The 19059-nt window shown below is 71.2% G+C and carries 18 protein-coding genes; 7 read left to right on the top strand and 11 right to left on the bottom strand.

Annotation, left to right across the window (positions count from 1 at the left end; translation table 11 throughout):
- Positions 1-45 precede the first annotated feature (45 nt).
- A complete protein-coding gene (locus K8625_RS32205; RefSeq protein WP_223784862.1) occupies positions 46-936 on the top strand; it encodes a DUF2058 family protein in 891 nt (296 codons plus the stop codon).
- Positions 937-1014: 78 nt separating this feature from the next.
- Here the strand turns inward: K8625_RS32205 and K8625_RS32200 are convergent, their stop codons facing one another.
- The gene (locus K8625_RS32200) at positions 1015-2196 is read right to left on the bottom strand and encodes an acyl-CoA dehydrogenase family protein (protein ID WP_141332553.1); all 1182 of its coding nucleotides are present in this window, start codon (positions 2194-2196) and stop codon (positions 1015-1017) included.
- Positions 2197-2322: 126 nt separating this feature from the next.
- Between K8625_RS32200 and K8625_RS32195 the strand changes: the two genes are divergently transcribed.
- Positions 2323-3084: an SDR family NAD(P)-dependent oxidoreductase gene (locus K8625_RS32195; protein WP_141332554.1), complete on the top strand. Its 762-nt coding sequence runs from the start codon at positions 2323-2325 to the stop codon at positions 3082-3084.
- 206 nt (positions 3085-3290) lie between these two features.
- Here K8625_RS32195 and K8625_RS32190 read toward each other — a convergent pair whose 3' ends face one another.
- Both K8625_RS32190 and K8625_RS32185 read right to left on the bottom strand, forming a co-directional pair.
- Positions 3291-5117, bottom strand: a complete 1827-nt coding sequence (locus tag K8625_RS32190) for a methyl-accepting chemotaxis protein (RefSeq protein ID WP_223784861.1) — start codon at positions 5115-5117, stop codon at positions 3291-3293.
- A 149-nt stretch (positions 5118-5266) separates the two neighbouring features.
- Positions 5267-6013: a PP2C family serine/threonine-protein phosphatase gene (locus K8625_RS32185; RefSeq protein WP_194869534.1), complete on the bottom strand. Its 747-nt coding sequence runs from the start codon at positions 6011-6013 to the stop codon at positions 5267-5269.
- 303 nt (positions 6014-6316) lie between these two features.
- On the opposite strand from K8625_RS32185, the gene K8625_RS32180 reads away from it, so the two are divergent.
- A complete protein-coding gene (locus K8625_RS32180; RefSeq protein ID WP_223784860.1) occupies positions 6317-7372 on the top strand; it encodes a hypothetical protein in 1056 nt (351 codons plus the stop codon).
- An 86-nt stretch (positions 7373-7458) separates the two neighbouring features.
- Here K8625_RS32180 and K8625_RS32175 read toward each other — a convergent pair whose 3' ends face one another.
- The 3 genes from K8625_RS32175 to K8625_RS32165 all read right to left on the bottom strand — a co-directional run bounded on the left by K8625_RS32175 (position 7459) and on the right by K8625_RS32165 (position 10956).
- A complete protein-coding gene (locus K8625_RS32175; RefSeq protein WP_370640319.1) occupies positions 7459-8763 on the bottom strand; it encodes a choice-of-anchor X domain-containing protein in 1305 nt (434 codons plus the stop codon).
- A gap of 21 nt (positions 8764-8784) precedes the next feature.
- Positions 8785-9669 (bottom strand): hypothetical protein, encoded by an 885-nt coding sequence (locus K8625_RS32170; RefSeq protein WP_223746429.1) that lies wholly within the window; start codon positions 9667-9669, stop codon positions 8785-8787.
- A 168-nt stretch (positions 9670-9837) separates the two neighbouring features.
- Positions 9838-10956 carry an aminotransferase class I/II-fold pyridoxal phosphate-dependent enzyme gene (locus K8625_RS32165; protein WP_223746428.1) on the bottom strand — a complete coding sequence of 373 codons (1119 nt, stop codon included), beginning with the start codon at positions 10954-10956 and terminating at the stop codon, positions 9838-9840.
- 162 nt (positions 10957-11118) lie between these two features.
- Between K8625_RS32165 and K8625_RS32160 the strand changes: the two genes are divergently transcribed.
- Complete coding sequence (locus K8625_RS32160; protein ID WP_141332529.1) at positions 11119-11589, top strand: TlpA disulfide reductase family protein; 471 nt, start codon at positions 11119-11121, stop codon at positions 11587-11589.
- A gap of 21 nt (positions 11590-11610) precedes the next feature.
- Positions 11611-12660 (top strand): SDR family oxidoreductase, encoded by a 1050-nt coding sequence (locus K8625_RS32155; RefSeq protein WP_223784859.1) that lies wholly within the window; start codon positions 11611-11613, stop codon positions 12658-12660.
- Between the two features lie 20 nt (positions 12661-12680).
- Here the strand turns inward: K8625_RS32155 and K8625_RS32150 are convergent, their stop codons facing one another.
- Positions 12681-13778, bottom strand: coding sequence for an MJ1255/VC2487 family glycosyltransferase (locus K8625_RS32150; RefSeq protein ID WP_223784858.1), 1098 nt, complete (start codon positions 13776-13778; stop codon positions 12681-12683).
- Here K8625_RS32150 and K8625_RS32145 point away from each other — a divergent pair.
- The gene (locus K8625_RS32145; protein WP_223784857.1) at positions 13777-14148 is read left to right on the top strand and encodes a hypothetical protein; all 372 of its coding nucleotides are present in this window, start codon (positions 13777-13779) and stop codon (positions 14146-14148) included. The two genes, K8625_RS32150 and K8625_RS32145, sit on opposite strands and share 2 nt — an antisense overlap.
- A gap of 137 nt (positions 14149-14285) precedes the next feature.
- Positions 14286-15191 carry a LysR family transcriptional regulator gene (locus tag K8625_RS32140; protein ID WP_046711496.1) on the top strand — a complete coding sequence of 302 codons (906 nt, stop codon included), beginning with the start codon at positions 14286-14288 and terminating at the stop codon, positions 15189-15191.
- 7 nt (positions 15192-15198) lie between these two features.
- Here the strand turns inward: K8625_RS32140 and rsmB are convergent, their stop codons facing one another.
- The 4 genes from rsmB to K8625_RS32120 are packed head-to-tail and all read right to left on the bottom strand — an operon-like array spanning position 15199 to position 19010.
- Positions 15199-16515 carry a 16S rRNA (cytosine(967)-C(5))-methyltransferase RsmB gene (gene rsmB / locus K8625_RS32135; protein WP_223784856.1) on the bottom strand — a complete coding sequence of 439 codons (1317 nt, stop codon included), beginning with the start codon at positions 16513-16515 and terminating at the stop codon, positions 15199-15201.
- On the bottom strand, positions 16512-17417 hold the full coding sequence (locus K8625_RS32130; protein ID WP_223784909.1) for a type II 3-dehydroquinate dehydratase: 906 nt from the start codon (positions 17415-17417) through the stop codon (positions 16512-16514). The genes rsmB and K8625_RS32130 overlap by 4 nt, the downstream gene beginning before the upstream one ends.
- Positions 17418-17464: 47 nt before the next feature.
- Positions 17465-18400, bottom strand: a complete 936-nt coding sequence (gene fmt, locus K8625_RS32125) for a methionyl-tRNA formyltransferase (RefSeq protein ID WP_074949816.1) — start codon at positions 18398-18400, stop codon at positions 17465-17467.
- 28 nt (positions 18401-18428) lie between these two features.
- Positions 18429-19010, bottom strand: a complete 582-nt coding sequence (locus K8625_RS32120) for a hypothetical protein (RefSeq protein WP_046711492.1) — start codon at positions 19008-19010, stop codon at positions 18429-18431.
- Between the last annotated feature and the right edge of the window lie 49 nt (positions 19011-19059).

The following is a 19059-nucleotide window of genomic DNA, read 5'->3' as shown; positions in this document are numbered from 1 at the left end:
GCTGCGGCTTGCGTGCGGCCGTGCAAGGGATAGAACGCCCATCTCATGCAGAACCTGCGCGACAAGTTGTTGAAGGCGGGCCTCGTCACCGAGGAACAGTCCAAGAAGGCTGATACGGCGGCCAGCCAGGCGGAAGCCCGGAGGCCCTCGTCCCAGGACGGCGGACGTCCAGGCGGAAACCGTCCCCCACCCCGACGTGATGACCACCGGACATCCGGGGGTCCTCCGGCGCGGAGTGAGGAGCGGCCTCCCCGCGAGGGTGGCGGTCGTCCCGGTGGCGGCGGTGGCAGGCCGGGTGGCGGTCGTCCCGGTGGCGGCGGCTCGTTCCGTCCCAGCGGCGGTGGCGGCGGTGGCTCCTTCCGTCCCAGCGGCGCCCCCCAGCACGGCCGGCCGTCCTCCTCCGCTCCGCCCGAGCGGCCCATCCCGAAGCTGCCCCCCATGCCGGGCTCCAAGGCCTACCAGCGCGCGGAGTCCAAGCGTCAGGTGGAGCTGGACAAGGCGCTGCGCGAGCTGGTGATGGGCTCGCAGGTGGCCCAGGAGCCGGGCGAGACGGCGTTCTACTTCATGACCCGCAAGGGCAAGCTGCGCCGGATGGAGCTGACGCCAGAGCAGGCCAAGCGGCTGGAGGACGGCGAGCTCGGCGTGGTGGAGCGTCCGGACCCCGCGCAAATCGAGCACGCGCTGGTGCCGGCCGCGGCGGCCGAGCAGATGTTCGCGCTCTCGAAGAAGGCGGTGCGCTTCCTCAACCGGAAGGACAGCCCCATCGGCTTCATGAACGACGAGGAGCTCAAGGCGCAGCAGGCGGCGGAGGCCGCTGGCACCGCGCCCGAGGTCTCCGACGAGCCCGAGGCCGAGGCCGCCCCCGAGGCGCCCCCCGCCGAGGCCGAGGCGTCCGCCGAGACGGCCAAGCCCGAGGGCGGCGAGAACCAGGGCTGACGTCAGGCCCCCGCGAAGCGCACGAGGCCCTCCCCTCTTCCCAACGGAACGAGGGGAGGCGCCCCGCGCGGAGGCATTTCAGTCGAACGCGTCGAGGCCGGTGATGGCCTTGCCCAACACCAGCGTGTGCACCTCGTGGGTGCCCTCGTAGGTAAAGACCGATTCGAGATTCAGCATGTGGCGCACGGGCGGGTACGCGTCGGTGATGCCATTGGCGCCGTAGATGCTCCGCGCGACGCGGGCAATCTCCAGCGCGCTCTTCACGTTGTTGCGCTTGGCCAGGCTCACCATGACGGGCGTCACCTTGCCCTCGTCCTTGAGGCGCGCCACGCGCAGGCCCACCAGCTGCGCCTTCACGATGTCCTGGAGCATGTCCGCCAGCTTCTCCTGCGTGAGCTGGTAGCCGGCCACGGGCTTGCCGTGGAACGACGCGCGTGACAGCGCGTACTCGCGAGCCCCCTCGAAGCACGCGATGGCGGCGCCGGTGACGGCGAAGGCGATGCCCAGCCGCGCGTTGTTGAGGCACGACAGCGGACCGCGCAGGCCCACCACGCCGGGCAGCACGTTGCGCGCGGGGACTCGCACGTCCTGGAAGGACAGCTCGCTGGTAATCGACGCGCGCAGGGAGAACTTGCCGGGGATGTCCCGCGCGCTGAAGCCGGGCATGCCCTTCTCCACGAGGAAGCCGCGGACGGACTCGGGGCCGCCGTCGTCCGTCTTCGCCCAGACGATGGCCACGTCGGCGATGGCGCCATTCGTAATCCACGTCTTGGTACCGTTGAGGACGTAGCCGTCGCCGTCCTTGCGCGCGCGGGTGCGCATGCCGCCGGGGTTGGAGCCGAAGTCGGGCTCGGTGAGGCCGAAGCAGCCGATGGCCCTGCCTCGCGCCATGGCCGGCAGGAAGCGCTCCTTCTGCTCGTCGCTGCCGTACGCGTGGATGGGGAACATGCACAGCGAGCCCTGCACGGACGCGAAGGAGCGCAGCCCCGAGTCACCGCGCTCCAGCTCCTGGAGGATGAGGCCGTAGCTGACGGTGTTCATCCCCGCACAGCCGTGGCCGTGCAGGTTCGCGCCCAGCACGCCCATCTCCGCGAGCTGGGGGATGAGGTGCACGGGGAAGGTGCCGTCGCGGAAGTGTCCGCCGATGATGGGGAGCACCTCGCGGTCCACGAAGGCGGCCACGGTGTCGCGCGCGGCCTTCTCCTCGGGGGACAGCAGGTCGTCGAGCCGGAACAAGTCCGTGATGTCCGCACGTGCCATGGCGCCGTCCTAGTGCCCGCCTCGGGGAGCGTCAAACGGGGCGAGGGCTTGTTGGCACTGACGGGCTGCGAAACGCAGGTGAAGACGTGCCCCTTGTCGACGCCGGGGGCGCTAGGCTCGCGCGCCATGACGACGACCCAGAAGACCGTGGTGGTGACGGGTGCGAGCCGGGGCATCGGCCGCGCCGTGGCGCTGTCCTTCGCGCGTGAGGGCTATCGCGTCTGGGCCCTGGCCCGCGCGGCGGATGCCCTCGAGGCGCTCGCGAAGGAGGGCGGCGAGGGTGTCCGGCCGCTCGTCGTGGACGTGGCGAGCGAGGACGCGCTGATGGCCGCGACGAAGACCATCCTCGCGGAGGGCACGCCCCGGGTGCTGGTGAACAACGCGGGCATCACCGTGTCCGCGCCGCTCACCAAGACGCGCACCGAGGATCTGGCGCGGGTGATGGCCATCAACGTGACGGCGCCCTTCATCCTCTGTCGGGAGCTGATGCCCGCGATGGCCAAGGAGGGCGGCGGCCGCGTCATCAACATCGGCTCCATGGCCGCGGTGCGCGGCATGAAGTACACGTCCGCGTACTGCGCCTCCAAGCACGCGCTGCTGGGCCTGACGCGCGCGCTGGCGGTGGAGTACGCCAAGAAGAACATCACGGTGAATGCGGTGAACCCGGGCTGGGTGGAGACGGACATGTTCTCCAACGCCACGGCGGCCATCACCCAGACGACGGGCCGCAGCGGAGAGCAGGCGCGCGAGGCGCTGGCGTCGATGAACGCCATGGGCCGCATCGTCCAGCCGGAGGAGGTGGCCGCGCTGTGCCTGTTCCTCGCCTCGGACGCCGCGGGCGCCATCACGGGCGCCGCGCACGCCATCGACGGCGGCGAGCTGGGCTGAGCGCCCGCGCCTCGGCCCCTCGTTCACGCACGGGGCCGTCGCGCCTCACGCGGCCCGCCCGCGCCTCGCCAAGCGGAGCACCACGCCTCCGGTTGCGAGCGGTGGGGGTGAGCCGCTCCTCGTCCCGCCCATCAGCGGCCTCCCGCCTCGACGCACGGAGCAGCCCACAGGGGGGGGGCGAGCCGCTCGACGGGCCTGCGGGCCCCTCAAATCTGGTAGCGGCCGACGATGGCGGAGAGCTCGCCCGACGCGGCGGAGAGCTGGATGGCGGCCTGCTCGCTCTCCGCCATGCGGTCGACAATCTGGTCCGCCACGTCCGCCATGGAGCTGAGCGCGGCGAACAGCTCCGCGATGCCCGCGTCCTGCTGGCGCACGGCGTCCGAGATGCTCTTCACCGTCTGGCCATTGCTCTGGATGATGCCGGCCAGCGAGCGCAGGCTCTCACCCGCCGCGCGCACCTGCTCCAGGCCACCCTCCACCTCGCGCGCGCCGCCCTCGCTGATGCGCACCGCGTCCGAGATGGCCCGGCCGATGTCGCCCAGGATGCCCTGCACCCGCGTCGTCGCGCCCGCAGACTGGTCCGCCAGCGAGCGCATGTTGCGCGCCACCACCGAGAACGCCCGGCCCTGGTCCCCGCTGCGCGCCGCCTCGATGGACGCGTTGAGCGCGAGCACGTTGGACTGGTCCGCCAGGTCCTTCACCGTGCGGGTGATGTCGCCCACCAGCCGCGTGCGCTGATGCAGCTCGGAGATGGTGCGGCCGATCTGCTCGACATGCGAGCGGATGTGCGTGAGCCCGCCCACGCTGCCGGACACCGCCGCCTCGCCCGCCTGACCGAAGCCGCTCGCCTTCTCCGCCTCGCGCTGAATCGTCTCCACCCGCTTCGCCGCCGCGCGCGAGCTCTCCTGGAGCTGCTGCGCCGCCAGCTGCGTCTCGTGCAGCGCCACCGCCTGCTGGGACACCGCCTCGTTCTGCACCGTCGCGGAGTCGGTGAGCTGCGACGCCGCGGCCTCCAGTTGCTCCGCCGAGCCCTTCAGCGCCATCAGCAGCGAGCGCAGCTGCACCATCATCTCCGCGAAGGACGACGCCAGCTGACCAATCTCATCCCGCGAGTGCACCTCCAGCGTGCCCCGGAAGTCGCCCTCCGCCACCACCCGCGCCGCCGCCGCCGTCAGCTCCCGCAAGGGGCCCGTCATCCGCCGCACCAACAGGAAGATGATGCCGCCGGCCGCCAGCGCCGTGAACAACCCCAACCCGACGATGAGCACCACCGCCGTGGTGAAGCGCGACGCCTCCGTGCTCTCGTCCCGCGCGAGCACCAGCTCCAGCCCCGCGCCCACCGGCTGACGCGCCACGCGGAAGCTCACGTCCTCCACCTCCACCCGTCCCTCCCCCTCCGCCGCGTCCACCGCCGCCAGCAGCGCCTCCGGCGACACCGTGTCCACCGAGCGCGCCACCAGCCGCGAGCCCGCGTGCAGCACCAGCTCCACGCCCCGCTGGTTGCGCAGGTCCTTCAGCGGCGCGTCGTCGAACCGGCTGCCGAGCACCAGGTGCCCCACGCCACGCCCGTCCACCTCCACCGGCCGGGACACCGCCCAGTACGGCGTCTCCCCCACGAACAGCACGCCCGGCGTGCCGGACTTCACCATCCCCACGAGCGCGGGCAGCGCGCCCGCGTACGAGCCCGCGACGAGCTCACCCTCGGGCCGGGTGATGAGCAAGAGCTCCACCGACACCAGCGCCTGCTGCTCCTTGGCGAACGCCTGGAGCGCGGCGGAGTCCAACGTGGGCCCGGACAACAACGCCCGCAGCCGGGCGTTCGCCGCGGCGCTGCGCAGGAGGACCCGCAGCGTGCGGCCCTCCTGGGCCACCAGCCGGCTCCAGGCGGACTCGTCCTGGGTGAGGGAATGCGCCAGCTCCGTGTCCATCCGGGAGCGCAGCACGACGCCCGTGAACGTCACGCACAGCGCGGTGAGGACCAGGATGACCAGCGTGATGGCGGCGGTCAGACGAGCGGCGAGGCTGTGCGTCATGCGCTGCGATGTCGGACGAGAGGGGGAAGGGCCCCGGATGGGAGCGCCACCGGGAGGGCCCACCCTACCGCAACATCCGGGGATTTCGCAGTAAGGCGAGGATGACCCGGGAGCCCCCGGTTGACCCTCCCACCTTCACTGACGTGTTCTCACGCGTCGGCCACACGCAGGACGACGGCGGTGATGTTGTCCTTGCCCCCCGCCTCGAAGGCATCCGCCACCAGCGCGTCGCAGACCTCACGCGCCGAGGACAGACACAGCCTGCGAGTCAGCCCCTCCAGGCCCAGCGGCTCGTAGAGGCCATCCGAGCACAGGAGGAAGACGTCGCCGGGCTGGGCATGCAGCCGCTGGAGCGTGGGCTCCGCGTTGTCGGTGCCCAGCGCCCGGGTGATGAGGTGCCGCCAGTTGGAGGCGCCGCCGGGGGGCTCCATGCCCACGTCGCGCAGCTCCTCGATGAACGAGTGGTCGCGGGTGAGCGACTCCAGCTGGCCACCCCGCAGGCGGTACAGGCGGCTGTCGCCGACGTGCACCACCGCCGCGCCGTCCCGCCCCACCGCGAGCGCCACCACCGTGGAGGCCATCTCCGCCAGCCGGCCCACCCGCTGAGCCCGCAGGTTGGCCTGGGCGAGCTGTGAGCACGCCGCCAACAGGTTCTCCTCGCGCGTGCGCCGGGGGTCGGCCACCTCCGGCCACGCCGCCTCGTGCTCCCGCTCCCATCGCTGGCCCAGGCCCGCGAACGTATCCACCACACAGCGGCTGGCGACCTCGCCGCCCTCCTGCCCACCCAGCCCGTCCGCCACCACGTACAACCCCAGCTCCGGCAGGACACAGTAGGAGTCCTCGTTGTGGGGCCGGCGACCGATATGGGTCTGTCCCGCGCTCTCGAAACGCAGCATGACACCGCCTCCTCGGGCCCTCCCCCAGCAAGCGGGAGGCCAGCGCCCATCCCCAGGTGGGCACCCACTACGGATACCTCTCTTTGTGTGACGGCTGGGACCTGAGTGCCAGGGGACCTCGGCGCGCGCCCCGCACTCGTTCGCTGGCGGACGTTGCAAGCGCCCGGGGCTCGCGATTGTTGACCATCCCAAGGGGGGTGTACCCCCCAGGTGATGGGCGCGCTCCCCCCGTCCCCTGGCAACTTCTCCGTGGGAGAACCGACAATACGGATGCAGCCCGTCGTGCGTCCCGGGAGGTGACAGATGACATCCATCCGCCGACTGTCCTCGAGCATCCTGTCGTCCCTGCGGCGCACGTCGCTGGACGCGGACGTGGGCTCCGTGGCGCCCACGAAGCCTGGCGAGTCGCTCGAGGCCGTGGAGAAGGTGCGCCGGGGGTTCTCCGACGAGAGCGACTTCCAGGTGGACGGCGCGGACGGCGCCGACGCGCTCCTCGCCTCGCTGGAGTCGGCGGACATGGAGCCGGGCGACACGCGCGAGCTGGACCACGCCGCCCTGCGCGTCTTCTCCGGGGAGAGTTCCTTCGAGGCCGCCGCGCCCCGCTACGCGCAGCGCCTGGGCTCGCAGCTTCCCTCGTCGCTGGGCGCGCCTCGCGACTCGGGCAACGCGGTGGGGCCGTCGTCGCGTCGCGGGGGCGCGAGCGTGCCGGATGCCTCGGACATCCTGTCGCCGGACGAGGCCGCGTGGGAGCTGCAGAACCTGGACACGTCCTCGCCCAGCGTGGATGCGCCGGAGGATCTGCTCTCCATGCTGGACCCGCCGGGCAACGCGTGGGGGCCGGTGCACCCGGCGCTCGACCTGCACATGGACGGGTTCGAGGACGCGGTGGGCGGCGCGGATGGACTGGACGCGGGGAGGTACGCGGCCGCGGAGTGGATGGACGCGTCGGTGCGTCCGGCGGGGCCGAGCGAGTTCCTCGCGGACCTGGATGACCTGGGCGACATGGTGCCGGAGGACATCGGCCCGGGGGACGCGGCGCTCGCGGGCGTCATGGGCTCGCTCGCGGCGAACCCCGCGGCGGCCAGCGTGCCCGTCAGCGCGGCGATGAGCGCGCAGGGCGTGGACGTGGTGGCGGAGTCGGTGGAGCTCCAGCCGGACGCGCAGCCCGTCGACACGGCGACGTCGCTTGATTCGTTTGCCTCGCCGGGCGTCGTCACCGAGGCCTCGGCCGAGGCGCTCTCGCAGCAGGTGGCGTCGCTCACGGAGCAGTCGGTCTTCGTCGAGCCCGCCGTGGCCCAGGCCGACCTCCTGGGCGAGCCCTCCGCCTCCGAGCGCGGCACGGAGCCGACCTCGACCTGAAGCTCGCGAACCGCCGCGTCACGCGCGGCCTCGAGCCCACCGGGCCGCTGGCGACGCCTGCCGTTCGCGGCAGGCCCGTCCCTCCCTCAAGGCCGCTTCTCGCTCGGCTCCTCGAAGGTGGCGTCGTACTCCCGCTGGGCCTCGTCCACCTGGCGCTGGTACTCGTCGATGTAGCGCAGGCGCTGCTCACCCTGCCACTCCGAGGGAGAGAACACGGACGACGGATACACCTGGGTGGTGTGCAGATAGCCACGCTTCGTGGCCATCAGCTCGCGGTCCGGGTCTCCGGACTCCTTGAGCAGGAAGCCCTCCACGTCGCGCAGCTGCAGCGGGAACGTGGGCGCGTCGTCGAGCACGAGCTTGCCGAAGACGGTCAGCTTCACCTCCCGCGCACCCTCTTTCAGCTCCTCGTTGAAGGACACGTGCGCGAAGGGCTCGCCGCTCTCGTCGTCCAGACGACCGGCGACGACGTACCGCCCCGCCTTGCGCACGTCGATGCCCAGGTACAAGGACAGCGAGCCATCCTCCACCACCTCGCGCACCTTGCCCGTGAGCACCGCGGGCGGCGTCGGCGTGTAGAGGATGTCCAGGAACGCCGACCCCTCCGCGCGCCCCGAGCGCACCTGCACGTCCACGCGCAGCGTGCCCGAGTACAGCGGGAAGCCCTGCTTCGACGGCTGGAAGCGCCCGGTGAAGACACCATCCCCCGCGAGCGCGTCACCCGCCGCGCCGTCGTCCGTGAAGGCCACCGGCACCGCGGGCATGCCCCCCGCGCCCGGCATGTGGTCGGCCTCGCGCGCGGTGGCGGACAGCACCTCGCACGGCCTCGGCGCGCGGTGCGCGTCCTCACAGGACACGGAGAAGAGCACCACCTCGTCACCCACCACGAACACCCGGTCCTGCTTGAGCCGCAGCTGCACGTCGGTGTGCTCGCGGCTCAGCGGACGCGTGCGCTCCGGCTCGGCGAGCACCACCTGGTCCGGATGGTCGCGGATGGAGCGGGACTGCGGCGGATATCGCGTGGAGGCCACATACGACTCCAGCGTCTCCTTCGCCCGCGCCAGTCGCTCGGCCCACAGCTCCCGCCGGGCCAGGCGCTCGCGCTGCTCCAGGTTCACCACCGACACGTGCGTGCCCTGCGCATTCGGCGACGGCCCCTGTGCCAGCCCCACGCCGTCACCGATGCGCTCCATCCTGGACGCGGGGCCGGCCGGCGAGCCCCTCCAGGCGGCTTGCGCAGTGGCGGACGCCACGTCAGCGTCCCCCTGCCCGGACCTCACGCTCCATCGCCACCACGCCGCGCCTCCGAGCGCCAACGCAATCACCACGAAGCCCCCCCCGAGACGGCGCGGGAGGGAGACACGAGCGGACTCAGGGCGGGCGGGCATCATGCGTGCTTCGCGGCGACGTCCCTACTTCGCTTCCGCCACGACGGCCTCGCGAACCTTGGCGACGATGCCGCCCCAGTTCCCGTTGGCGTAGTGATTGAACGACTCGCCGTCGTCCCGCAGCTTCACGTCGTGGTTGAGCCACTTGGCCAGGCCGTTGCTCGTCTTCCCCGTGCCCGTGGTCAGCGTGCCGCCGCAGAACCAGTCACCGGGGTTGCACAGCGAGCTGCCGGCGCTGCCCGACACGCCGCCCGTCGAGTGGTACGCCACCGCCTCGTCGTCCTGGCCCGGCAGGAGCCCCGAGTACAGCGTGCCCTTGGAGGCCGCGTACATGTAGAACTTCACGTCCGCCGTGACGTTGTGGTTGTACATCGTGCGCGCCGTGGTGGTGACCAGGTCGCTCACCAGCGGCTCGCTCACCGCCCACTCGCCCAGGTCCGCCAGCTCGCTGCCGCCGCCGGCGCCGGACGCCACGCGCACCGAGCGGATGTTCCAGCCCGTCTGGGTGGAGCCGTCCGTGTTGCCACACACGCCGCTCGCGTTGGGCGACGCGTTCTTCTTGGTGCGCTGGCTCGTCCCATACATGGCGAGCGCATAGCCAATCTGCAAATCACCCGCGCTGTGCACGGCGATGTAGCACCAGTTGTTGCCCGTGCAGAAGCAGTCGAGCGCGTCGCGGATGCGCGCGTTCTGCCCGCCGATGCGCTCCTTGCCGTTCCAGTTCACCGCCTTCTTGTTCACGCCCGCCGCGGTGCCGGCCGGTCCCCAGTAGCTGAAGTCGGCGTAGTTGCCCGCCTGCGTGGTTCCACCGTTGCGTCCGTGAATCCACAGCGTGTAGTCGGTCGCGAAGGCCTGCGTACCGAACAACAGCGTTGCTGCGGCAACCGCCGTACCCATCAGCTTCTTCATCGTGGAACGCCTCCGGCTCGGAGTGGGGGAGCTGCCCGTCGGGTGGGGGACCGGACAGGGGAGCGTCCACTCTAGAGTCTCGGGGTGTAAAAGGTCGAGAACACGGAAACCGTGAACCCGGCGCAAAACCTGACGCAATGCGTCGTCCTCTGTCACACGTGTGTTGTCTCACCGGGTGTCGGAGACGAAGCGCTCCAGGCGTGACAGGGCTTCGGGCAGGCTGGTGCGCCCCAGGCCGAGACGGAAGTGATTGCCCGGGAAGTCATAGACGTCTCCGGGGAGCAGCAGCACGCCCTCGCGCTGGACGAGCGCGTCGGTGAAGTGCGCCACGGGCTGTTCGCGGAGCAGCCGCGGGAAGGCCACGCTGCCGGCGCGCGGACGCACCCAGTGGAACGTGTCCGCGTGGCGCGCGAAGAAGTCGTCCAGCAGGGCCAGGTTCGAGGCGAGCAGCGCGCGGCTCCGCGCCAGCACGCGCTCCTTGGCGCGCAGGGCGATGAGGGAGAGCACCTCGCTGGGGGCGCTGTTGCAGATGGTCGTGTAGTCCTTGTACGCCATGCACCGGCGCAGCACGTCCACGTCGCGGCAGGCGAGCCACCCCACGCGAAGCCCCGCGAGGCCGAAGGCCTTGGACATGACGCCCAGGCTGAAGGCGCGCGGCGACAGCGACACGGCCGCGGGCAGCCGCGCCGACGCGTCGTGCTCCAGCAGCCGGTACACCTCGTCGGAGAGCAGGTGGATGCCGCGCTCGTCGCACAGCGCGCACAGCGCCTGGAACGTGGCCAGGTCCGGCAGCGCGCCGGTGGGGTTGTGGGGGAAGTTCACCACCACCAGCTTCGTGCTCGGCGTGAGCGCGCGGCGAAGCGCCTCCACGTCGAACGCCCAGCCATCCTCCTCGCGCAGGGGCAGCAGCGTCACGTCGGCGCCGGTGGCGCGCGCCACCTCGTACAGGGACTGGTAGCCCGGCCAGGTGACGACGGCGTGGTCGCCTGGACCCAAGAGCACGTTCATCAGGATGAACACCGCCTCCTCGGCGCCCGCGAAGGTCAGCACCTCGTCCGACGACAGGCCCGGGTAGAGCGTGGCGATTTCGTCGCGCAGCGCGGGCAGCCCCGGGGCCTCCGTGTAGCCGAGCGTGAGCGCCTCCCAGCGCCCCAGCGCGTCCGGGTCGGCGAGCGCCAGCAGCTCCTTCATCTTCCAGCCCTCGATGTCGGAGGAGCACAGCGTGTAGGGCGCGGCGAACTCCCAGCGCGCGAAGTACCGCTCCAGCTTGAAATCGGGGATGCGCATGAGAGCGACTGTCTGCCCTCTCGGAGGGCCTGCCGTCCAGCGACAGCCGCGCCGGACGTTCTGCTCCGGGCAGGCGGCCGGCACCCCGGTCCGGGCGGGCGTTGGGGGATGCATAGCTTGAGGAGCGTCCCTCAAGTCCCAGCCCCTTTCGCGGGAGCCCGTATGCCCACGCATGACATTCCCCTCACCCTGTTGGACCCGGATGGCGGGTGGATCAACGCGCCCGTCCACGTCTCGGAGCTGGACGAGCTGCCGGTGCTCCTCCACTTCTTCTCGCTGGCCGAGGACGCGGACGCCAACGACTTCGCGTCCCTGCAGCGCTTCCTCGCGGAGTTCGGTCCGCGCGGGCTGAAGGTCATCGGCGTGGACGTCACCCACTCCGCCAGCGAGCTGCGAGACACCAACGCGGTGGAGGCCTTCGCGCGCGAGCACGGGCTGGTCTACCCCATCGCCGTGGATGACGGCTCCATGGCCCGCGCGTACGGCGTGAAGCAGACGCCCGCGTGGCTCGTCTTCGACGCGGACGGGCGGCTGCGCCACCACCTGTGCGGCAAGGACGCGGCCCGGCGCGTGCGCCCGCTGCTCGAGCGCTTCACCCAGTACGACACCTCGGCCGCGGCTCCCGCGCCCTGAAGGCTTCCCGGAGGTCACCTCATGGCGGACTGGCGCAAGAACAGGACGGCGGCGCGCTTCACCCCCGGCACGCTGGCGGCGGCCGGCATCGGCGCGGCGCTGGGGCTGCGCGGGCTCCTCAGACGCCCGCGCTATTCATTCGAGGGGCGCACGGTGCTCGTCACCGGCGGCTCGCGCGGGCTGGGGCTGGTGCTCTGCCGCCAGCTGGTGCGCGAGGGCGCGCGCGTGGCGCTGTGCGGCCGCGACACGCAGTCCCTGGAGCGGGCGCTCGAGGAGCTGGAGCGCGAGGGCGGCGAGGTGCTCGCGCTGCCGTGCGACGTGCGCGACTCCGTGCAGGTGGAGGCGATGGTGGGCGCGGTGCTGGAGCACTGGGGCGCGGTGGACGTGCTCATCAACAACGCGGGCACCATCCAGGTGGGGCCGATGGAGTCCATGACGGTGGAGGACTTCGAGGACGCGGTGGACACGCACCTGTGGGGCCCCCTGTACACGACGCTCGCGGTGCTGCCCGCGATGAAGCAGCGGCGCGAGGGGCGCATCGTCAACATCGCCTCCGTGGGCGGCAGGCTCAGCGTGCCGCACCTGTTGCCCTACTCCGCCAGCAAGTTCGCGCTGGTGGGCCTGTCGGATGGACTGCGCGCGGAGCTGCGCCAGGACGGCATCCGGGTCACCACCGTGTGCCCGGGCCTCATGCGCACCGGCAGCCCGCTCAACGCGCGCTTCAAGGGCCAGCACGAGGCGGAGTACGCGTGGTTCTCCATCAGCGACTCGCTGCCCGGCGTCTCCGTGAGCGCCGAGCGCTCCGCGCGCCTCATCCTGGACGGCTGCCGTCGGGGCGACGCGGAGGTGCTGGTGGGCGCGGCCGCGAAGCTGGGCGCGGTGGGCCGCGCGCTCGCGCCCGAGCTCACCGCCACGCTGCTCGCCTGGGCCAACCGGCTGCTCCCGCAGAGCAGCAGCCAGGACGCGCACCGAGGCGTCGACAGCCAGACGCCCCTCACCCGCTCCTGGCTCACCGAGCTGTCGCGCAGGGCCGCGGAGCGCAACAACAACCAGGACGTGCCCCTGCACTGACAGGGGCGCCGCGCGGGGCGTCAGTCCTGGGCCATCTCCATGGCCCAGTGCCCCCGGTGCTCGTACGCCAGGGCGAGCTGCTCCTCGAGCGCGGTGAGCATCTTCGTGTTGCCCTCCTGCTCGTAGCCCTGGAGCGCCTGCTGGCAGCGCGGCACGCGCGAAAGGAACTCCTTGAGCGCGTCCACCGTCAGCGTCTTCACGTACATCCCGTACCCCAGCTTCTCCAGGTACAGGGCGTTGATGATCTGCTCGAACTGGCCCTCCAGCGGGATGCTCAGCACGGGCTTGCGCAGGTAGACGGCCTCGCTCATCAGCGTGAAGCCGCCGCTGGCGACCACGCCGCGGGACGTGCGCAAGTCGTCGATGAAGCCCTTCTCGCTGAACGGCCGGTACGTGAGGTTGCCGTCCACCAGGTCCTCGGTGAGGTCCCTTCGCAGCCCGTACACGCGGCAGGGGATGCCCGCGGCCTTGAGGATGTCCGGCAGCGCGGTGTTGGTGGTGGACGTCTGGTAGACGAGCAGGTGCTCGCCGGGCTCCGACCTCGCCTCGATGATTTCGGGCCGCAGGATCGACGGGGCCAGCGTGGTGCGGCGCTTGCGCACGGGCGGGTAGAAGAACGTCGTCACCAGGTAGTGGAAGGCGCCCGGCAGCTTCGCCTTCACGATGGCGCGCGAGGTCTCGAAGCTGTCCTCGTACCCGGCCAGCAGCGACGGCTCGTGCTGACAGCGGTTGATGACCTGCATGTTGTCCACGCTGATGACGGGCAGCCGGTGGGTGCGCGCGAACAGGTAGCTGAAGGACTCGAAGTCGCTGACGACGACGTCGGGCTTGAAGTCGTCCACCAGCTCGAAGTACTGGCGCACGTTCTGCGGCCAGCCCTTCACCGCGCCGGTGAGGTTCTGCAGCACCGTCTGCCACTTCTTCACCGAGTTGCCCTCGTACGCCAAGGTCAGCCCCCAGATGCCGTGCACGTTCTGGAAGCGTTTGGCCAGGTAGTCCTGGGCCCGCCCGGAGACGACGATGTGGACCTCGTGCTTCTTCGTGAGCTCCTCGAGGAGCACGCGGGAGCGCGTCGCATGGCCCATGCCTTCGCCGACGACACCGTAGAGGATTCGCATGGTGCGCGAGCATACGCGGCCTGCCCCTCGCCCGTTGAGCCCGCCCGCCGCTCGCGGCTATAGCTACCCTCCCACCATGCCCTCCGCTCCGCCGCCCCCTCCCAAGCCCTCGCTGCCGCGCGCCGCCGCGCTGGGGCTGGCCGGAGGTCTGCTCCTCGGCGGCCTGGGCCTCTTCGCCGCGGGCCTCAGGGGCCTGTTCGGCACGCTGGAGTGCACGGGGCTGTCCGGACCCGAGTGCGAACTGCTCCAGCAGGCCACACACGAGCTGGGCCGCTTCCAGAGCCTCGCGGGCGGCGCCCTCGTCGCCCTGGGCAGCGCCCTCTTCGTCCTGGTGCGTCGTCGCCCGCCCGTCCCGCCCCAGGCGCCCTGAGCACCAGCCCTCCGGGGCCCTCGTCCTTCTTTCGCCCGACAGCCGGCCGACTTGAAGGGTTAGCTCATTTGGCGGTGTGACGTAGGCTGACTAATTAATAGTGGCCAGGCCATTAGGTTCGGGAGTAGGGAGCGGCCATGCAGCTCGAGTCCCTGAAAATGTTCTGTGATGTGGTGGAGACCGGCTCCTTCTCGCGAGCGGCGCAGCTCAACCACGTCACGCAGTCGGCGGTGAGCCAGCAGATTCGCGCGCTGGAGAACCGCTACGAGCAGAAGCTCCTGTCGCGCAGCGCCCGGCAGGTGACGCCGACGCCGGCGGGCGAGCGGCTGTTCCGCGGCTGCAAGGAGATTCTGGCCCGCTTCGCGGAGGTGGAGCAGGAGATTCGCGAGCAGGCGACGGAGGTGGCCGGCACGAGCACCGTGTCCACCATCTACTCGGTGGGTCTGCACGAATTGAACGCGGTGCAGAAGCAGCTGCTCAAGGCGCACCCCAAGGTCAACATGCGGCTGAACTACCGCCGCAACGACCAGGTCTACGACGACGTGATTCTGGGCGCGGCGGAGATTGGAATCGTGGCGTACCCGCAGCCGCGCGCGGGCGTGGACATCCTGCCCTTCCGCGACGACAAGCTGGCCGTCGTGTGCGCGCCGGGCCACGCGTTCGCCTCCAAGGCGAAGGTGAGCCTCACGGCGCTGTCGGGCGTGCCCTTCATCGCGTTCGACCGCGAGGCGCCCACGCGCAAGGCGCTGGACCGGCTCTTCCGCGAGAAGAACATCGACATCAACCCGGTGATGGAGATGGACAACGTGGAGACCATCAAGCGGGCGGTGGAGATGGGCCTGGGCGTGGCCATCCTCCCGGTGTCCACCGCGCAGGGCGAGGTGAAGGGCGGCTCGCTGGTGGCCAAGCCCTTCGCGGAGGGGCCCGTGTCGCGGCCCATCGGCCTGCTCATCCGCAAGGGCAAGTACCTGGACCGCGCCTCGGCGGCGGTGCTGGAGGCCTTCAAGGCGGCGGCGAACCTGCCCGCCACCGAGGAGGCCTGAGCCTTCTTCAGTAGAGCTTCCGGAGGCGCGCGGCGAAGAACCCGTCGAAGCCCTCCGGACCCGGCAGCGTCCTCAAGTAGGCCTGGGTGAGCGGCAGCTTGAGTCCCGGCAACACGGGCGGCTCCGCCGTCCACTCCGGGTGGCTGCGCAGGAACATCTCCACCTGGTCCTGCCCCTCCTGCGGCTCCATGGTGCACACCGCGTAGACGAGCAGCCCGCCCGCCGGCACCGACTCCTGGCAGTTCTCCAGGATGCGCCGCTGCAGCGTGGCCAGCCGCGAGAGGTCCTCCTCCTTGCGGCGGTAGCGCAGCTCCGGGTGACGGCGCAGCGTGCCCAGCCCCGAGCACGGCGCGTCCACCAGCATCGCGTGGAACTCGCCCCACGCCTCCGGGAACGGCTCCGCCGCGTCGTGCGCGTAGGCCTTCAAGCGCGACGTCAGGCCCAGGCGCTTCGCCTCGCCGTCGATCTTCCTCAGCTTGTGGGCGTGCAGGTCCACCGCGACGACGTCGTGCTCCTGCGCCAGGTGACAGGACTTGCCACCGGGGGCGGCGCATGCGTCCAGCACGCGGGCGGACGCGGGGATGGCGCCGTACACGCCGACGAGCTGGGCGGCCTCGTCCTGCACCTGCCACAGGCCCTCCGAGAAGCCGTAGACGTCCTCCACGCGGCCCACCGGCGGCAGGATGATGCCCACGGGGGACACGGTGGCGGCCTTCGCGTCGACGCCCACCTCCTGCAGCTGGGTGAGCAGCGCGTCGCGCGTCACCTTCGCGGTGTTGGCGCGGATGACGACGGGCGGGGACTGGTTGTCGGCCACCAGCATGGCCTCGGCGCGCTCGCGGCCGAACTGGCGCAGCCAGCGCTCCACCAGCCACTGCGGATGACTCTCGCGCACGGACAGGTGGTGGGCCACGTCGGACGGCGACGGCAAGGGCGGCGAGGGCAGCTCCGCGAGCTTGCGCAGGATGGCGTTGGTGAAGCCCGCCGCGCGGGTGAGGCCGACCTCCTTGAGCGCCTGCACAGTCTCCGCCACCGCGGCGCGCGCGGGCACGCGGGTGTGGAAGATTTGATAGGCGCCGATGCGCAGGGCCGCGAGCACGCGGTCCTCCATGGCGTCCAGCTTGCGGTCGGCGAAGCGGGTGATGGCGTAGTCGAGCGCGAGCTGCCGGCGGGTGGCGCCGTAGGTCAGCTCCGTGGCGAGGCCCGCGTCGCGCGGGTCCTTGGGCGGTGACTCGGACAGCATCGTGTCCAGCACCACGTTGAGGTAGGCGTCCGTTGCGCGGACGCGCGCCAGCACGAGGATGGCGAGAGCGCGGGGATTCATCCTTCGTCGAGCCGGGTCATCAGGTCCACGAGCTGCTCATCGGAGAGCCGCGTCGAGGGGAGGTGGGACAGCGTGAGGCGCTGGAGCTGCTCCTCGAGCACGGCCCGCTGGCCCTGCTCCGCGGGCAGTCCGCGCTGGAGGGCCTCATAGCGGGAGCGCGCCCAGGAGGCCAGCTCCGCGGCGGTGAGCCGGCCCGCGAGCCGGTCGGAGATCTTCTGGTGCACCAGCGCCCGCGTGAGCAGGTCCGTCGTCACCGAGGCGGACTTCGTCCCCCGCCCCAGCGTCTTGCCGCCCTTCGACTCGGGGGCGTCGTCCTTCGCCGAGGACGGCTTGCGCCCGAGCGTCTTGCCCCCCTTGGGCTCCGGCGCGTCGTCCTGCGCGGCGGTCTTCCGCCCCAGCGTCTTGCCGCCCTTCGACTCGGGCGTGCTCTTCGACTTCCTCGGGGACCGGATGAGGTCCTCGTCGTCATCACCCTCGGGCGTCTTGCTCGCGCTCCCGGGCGTGAAGACGCCGCTGGCGAAGGTCTCCAGCGCCTCCAGGTACGGCTCGAAGCCACCGGCCCCGTGCACCTGGAGGACACACGCCTCGGCCACCACGGACTCGCGCGCGGGCGGCCGCAGCATGACCTCGATGGCGGGCAGCCCCACCAGCTCCAGTCCCTCCTTGAGCGCGTAGGAGCCGAACAGGCCCGCCGGGTTGACGAGGACGCCGTCCACCTTCTCACGATGGGCGGCGAGCGCGTCCAGCAGCGCGCCCTCGTGGTTGGACTGGAGGACGGTCAGCTCCATCCCCAGCGACTTCGCGCGCGCCTTCAGCGCGGCATCCAGGTCCGACAGCCCGCGCCCGCCCTCACGCACGCCCAGCAGGTTCAGGTTCGGCCCGTGCAACACCAGCAGTCTCATACCCATGCGCCTGTACTCGAAAGAGTCCGTCTCGTCGTGGCCATCGACTAGGTGCCGAACGGCTGGCTGCCCACGGCCAGCTTGTGGCCCGTGAGGAACTCCGCCGCCTTCATCACCCGCTTGCCTTCCAACTGGATGTCCAGCAGCACGAGCGAGCCCTCGCCGCACGCCACCTCGATGCCCTCCGCGCCCGCGGACAACACCGTGCCCGGCGCGCCCTTCCCCTGCGCCACCTTCACGCGGTGCACCTTCACCAGCTTGCCGCCCATCGAGGTGAACGCCCCGGGCCACGGCGTGAAGGCGCGCAGCCTGCGCTCCAGCGCGATGGCGGGACGGGTGAAGTCCAGCTTCCCCTCCTCCTTCTCGATGATGGGCGCCAGCACCACGCCCTCCGAGGGCTGGGGCACCGGCTTGAGCGCCCCGCTCAGGTACGCCGGCAGGAACTCGCGCAGCACCTCGCCGCCCAGCGCGGCCAGCTTCGGGTACATGGTGGCGCTCGTGTCCTCGGGGCCGATGGGCAGGCGCTTCATCGCGAGCACGGGGCCGGTGTCCAGGCCCTCATCCATCACCATCAGCGACACGCCCGTCTCCGTGTCCCCGTGCGCGATGGACCACTGGATGGGCGCGGCGCCCCGGAAGCGCGGCAACAGCGAGCCGTGCACGTTGACGCAGCCCTTGGGCGGCAGCTCCAGGATGTCCTTGGGGAGGATGCGGCCATAGGCCGTCACCACGCAGACGTCCGGCGAGAAGCGGCGCAGCTCCTCGACGAACGGGGGCGTGCGCAGCTTGGCCGGCTGGAACACGGGCACGCCGCGCGCGACGGCCAGCTCCTTCACCGGCGGCGCCGTCACCGTGTTGCCGCGCCCCTTGGGCTTGTCCGGCTGGGTGACGACGGCGACCACGTCGCCCAGGTCGAAACAGGCTTCGAGCGATGACACGGCGAAATCCGGCGTGCCCATGAAGACGATGCGGGGTCTGCTCATGTTGTTCGGGCTCTCCTCGGGGCAGGCTTCAAGCCACGGACTTGAAGGTGCTCGCGGTGGGATTGTCCACTGCTTGACGCTTGCGCGTGCACAGCGCGGACAGGGTTTCCAGCGCCTCGCGCGCCTCAGGGGTGGTGGCCACCGGCTTCAACGCGGCCAGGGCGCCCTCCAGGGCGTGCGCCTCGTCCGCCTCGCGCTGGCGGATGCGGTCCACCGCCTCGCTGAAGCGGTCGAAGAAGCGCTTCAATTCGTCCTTCTTGCGCAGGGGCCGCAGCCGGGGATAGCGCCCGGCGGCCAGCGCGGCGACATACAGGCTCATCACATGGACGGGGCCCGCCACCCGATGGGTGAAGAGCAGGCCGAACAGGCCCAACAGCGCCCCCAGCCCCACCGAGCCCAGCACGGTGAGCCACATGATGGAGTCACCCGCTTCCACGCCGGAGTCCACCGAGGAGGCATGGAGCCGGTACGCCAGGGCTCCGAACACCGCCACGCTGCCCGCACCGATGCCAGCCAGCAGAAGGATGTACTTGAGCTGGAATTCCCGGTCGAGCAGGTAGGTCCGTCGGGTGTAGCCCGGGCGCGGCGCCTTGTGAGTGTCGTCGGACATGTCGTTGACCAGCGTACCCCAGGTGACCTGGGTGGTTTGCTTCCTTCGT

Origin of the sequence: Myxococcus sp. AS-1-15 (assembly GCF_020037055.1) — a bacterium.
Taxonomy (GTDB): Bacteria; Myxococcota; Myxococcia; order Myxococcales; family Myxococcaceae; genus Myxococcus; species Myxococcus fulvus.
The sequence above is the reverse complement of the archived record's forward strand: the minus strand, read 5'-3'. Positions and strand labels throughout refer to the sequence as shown.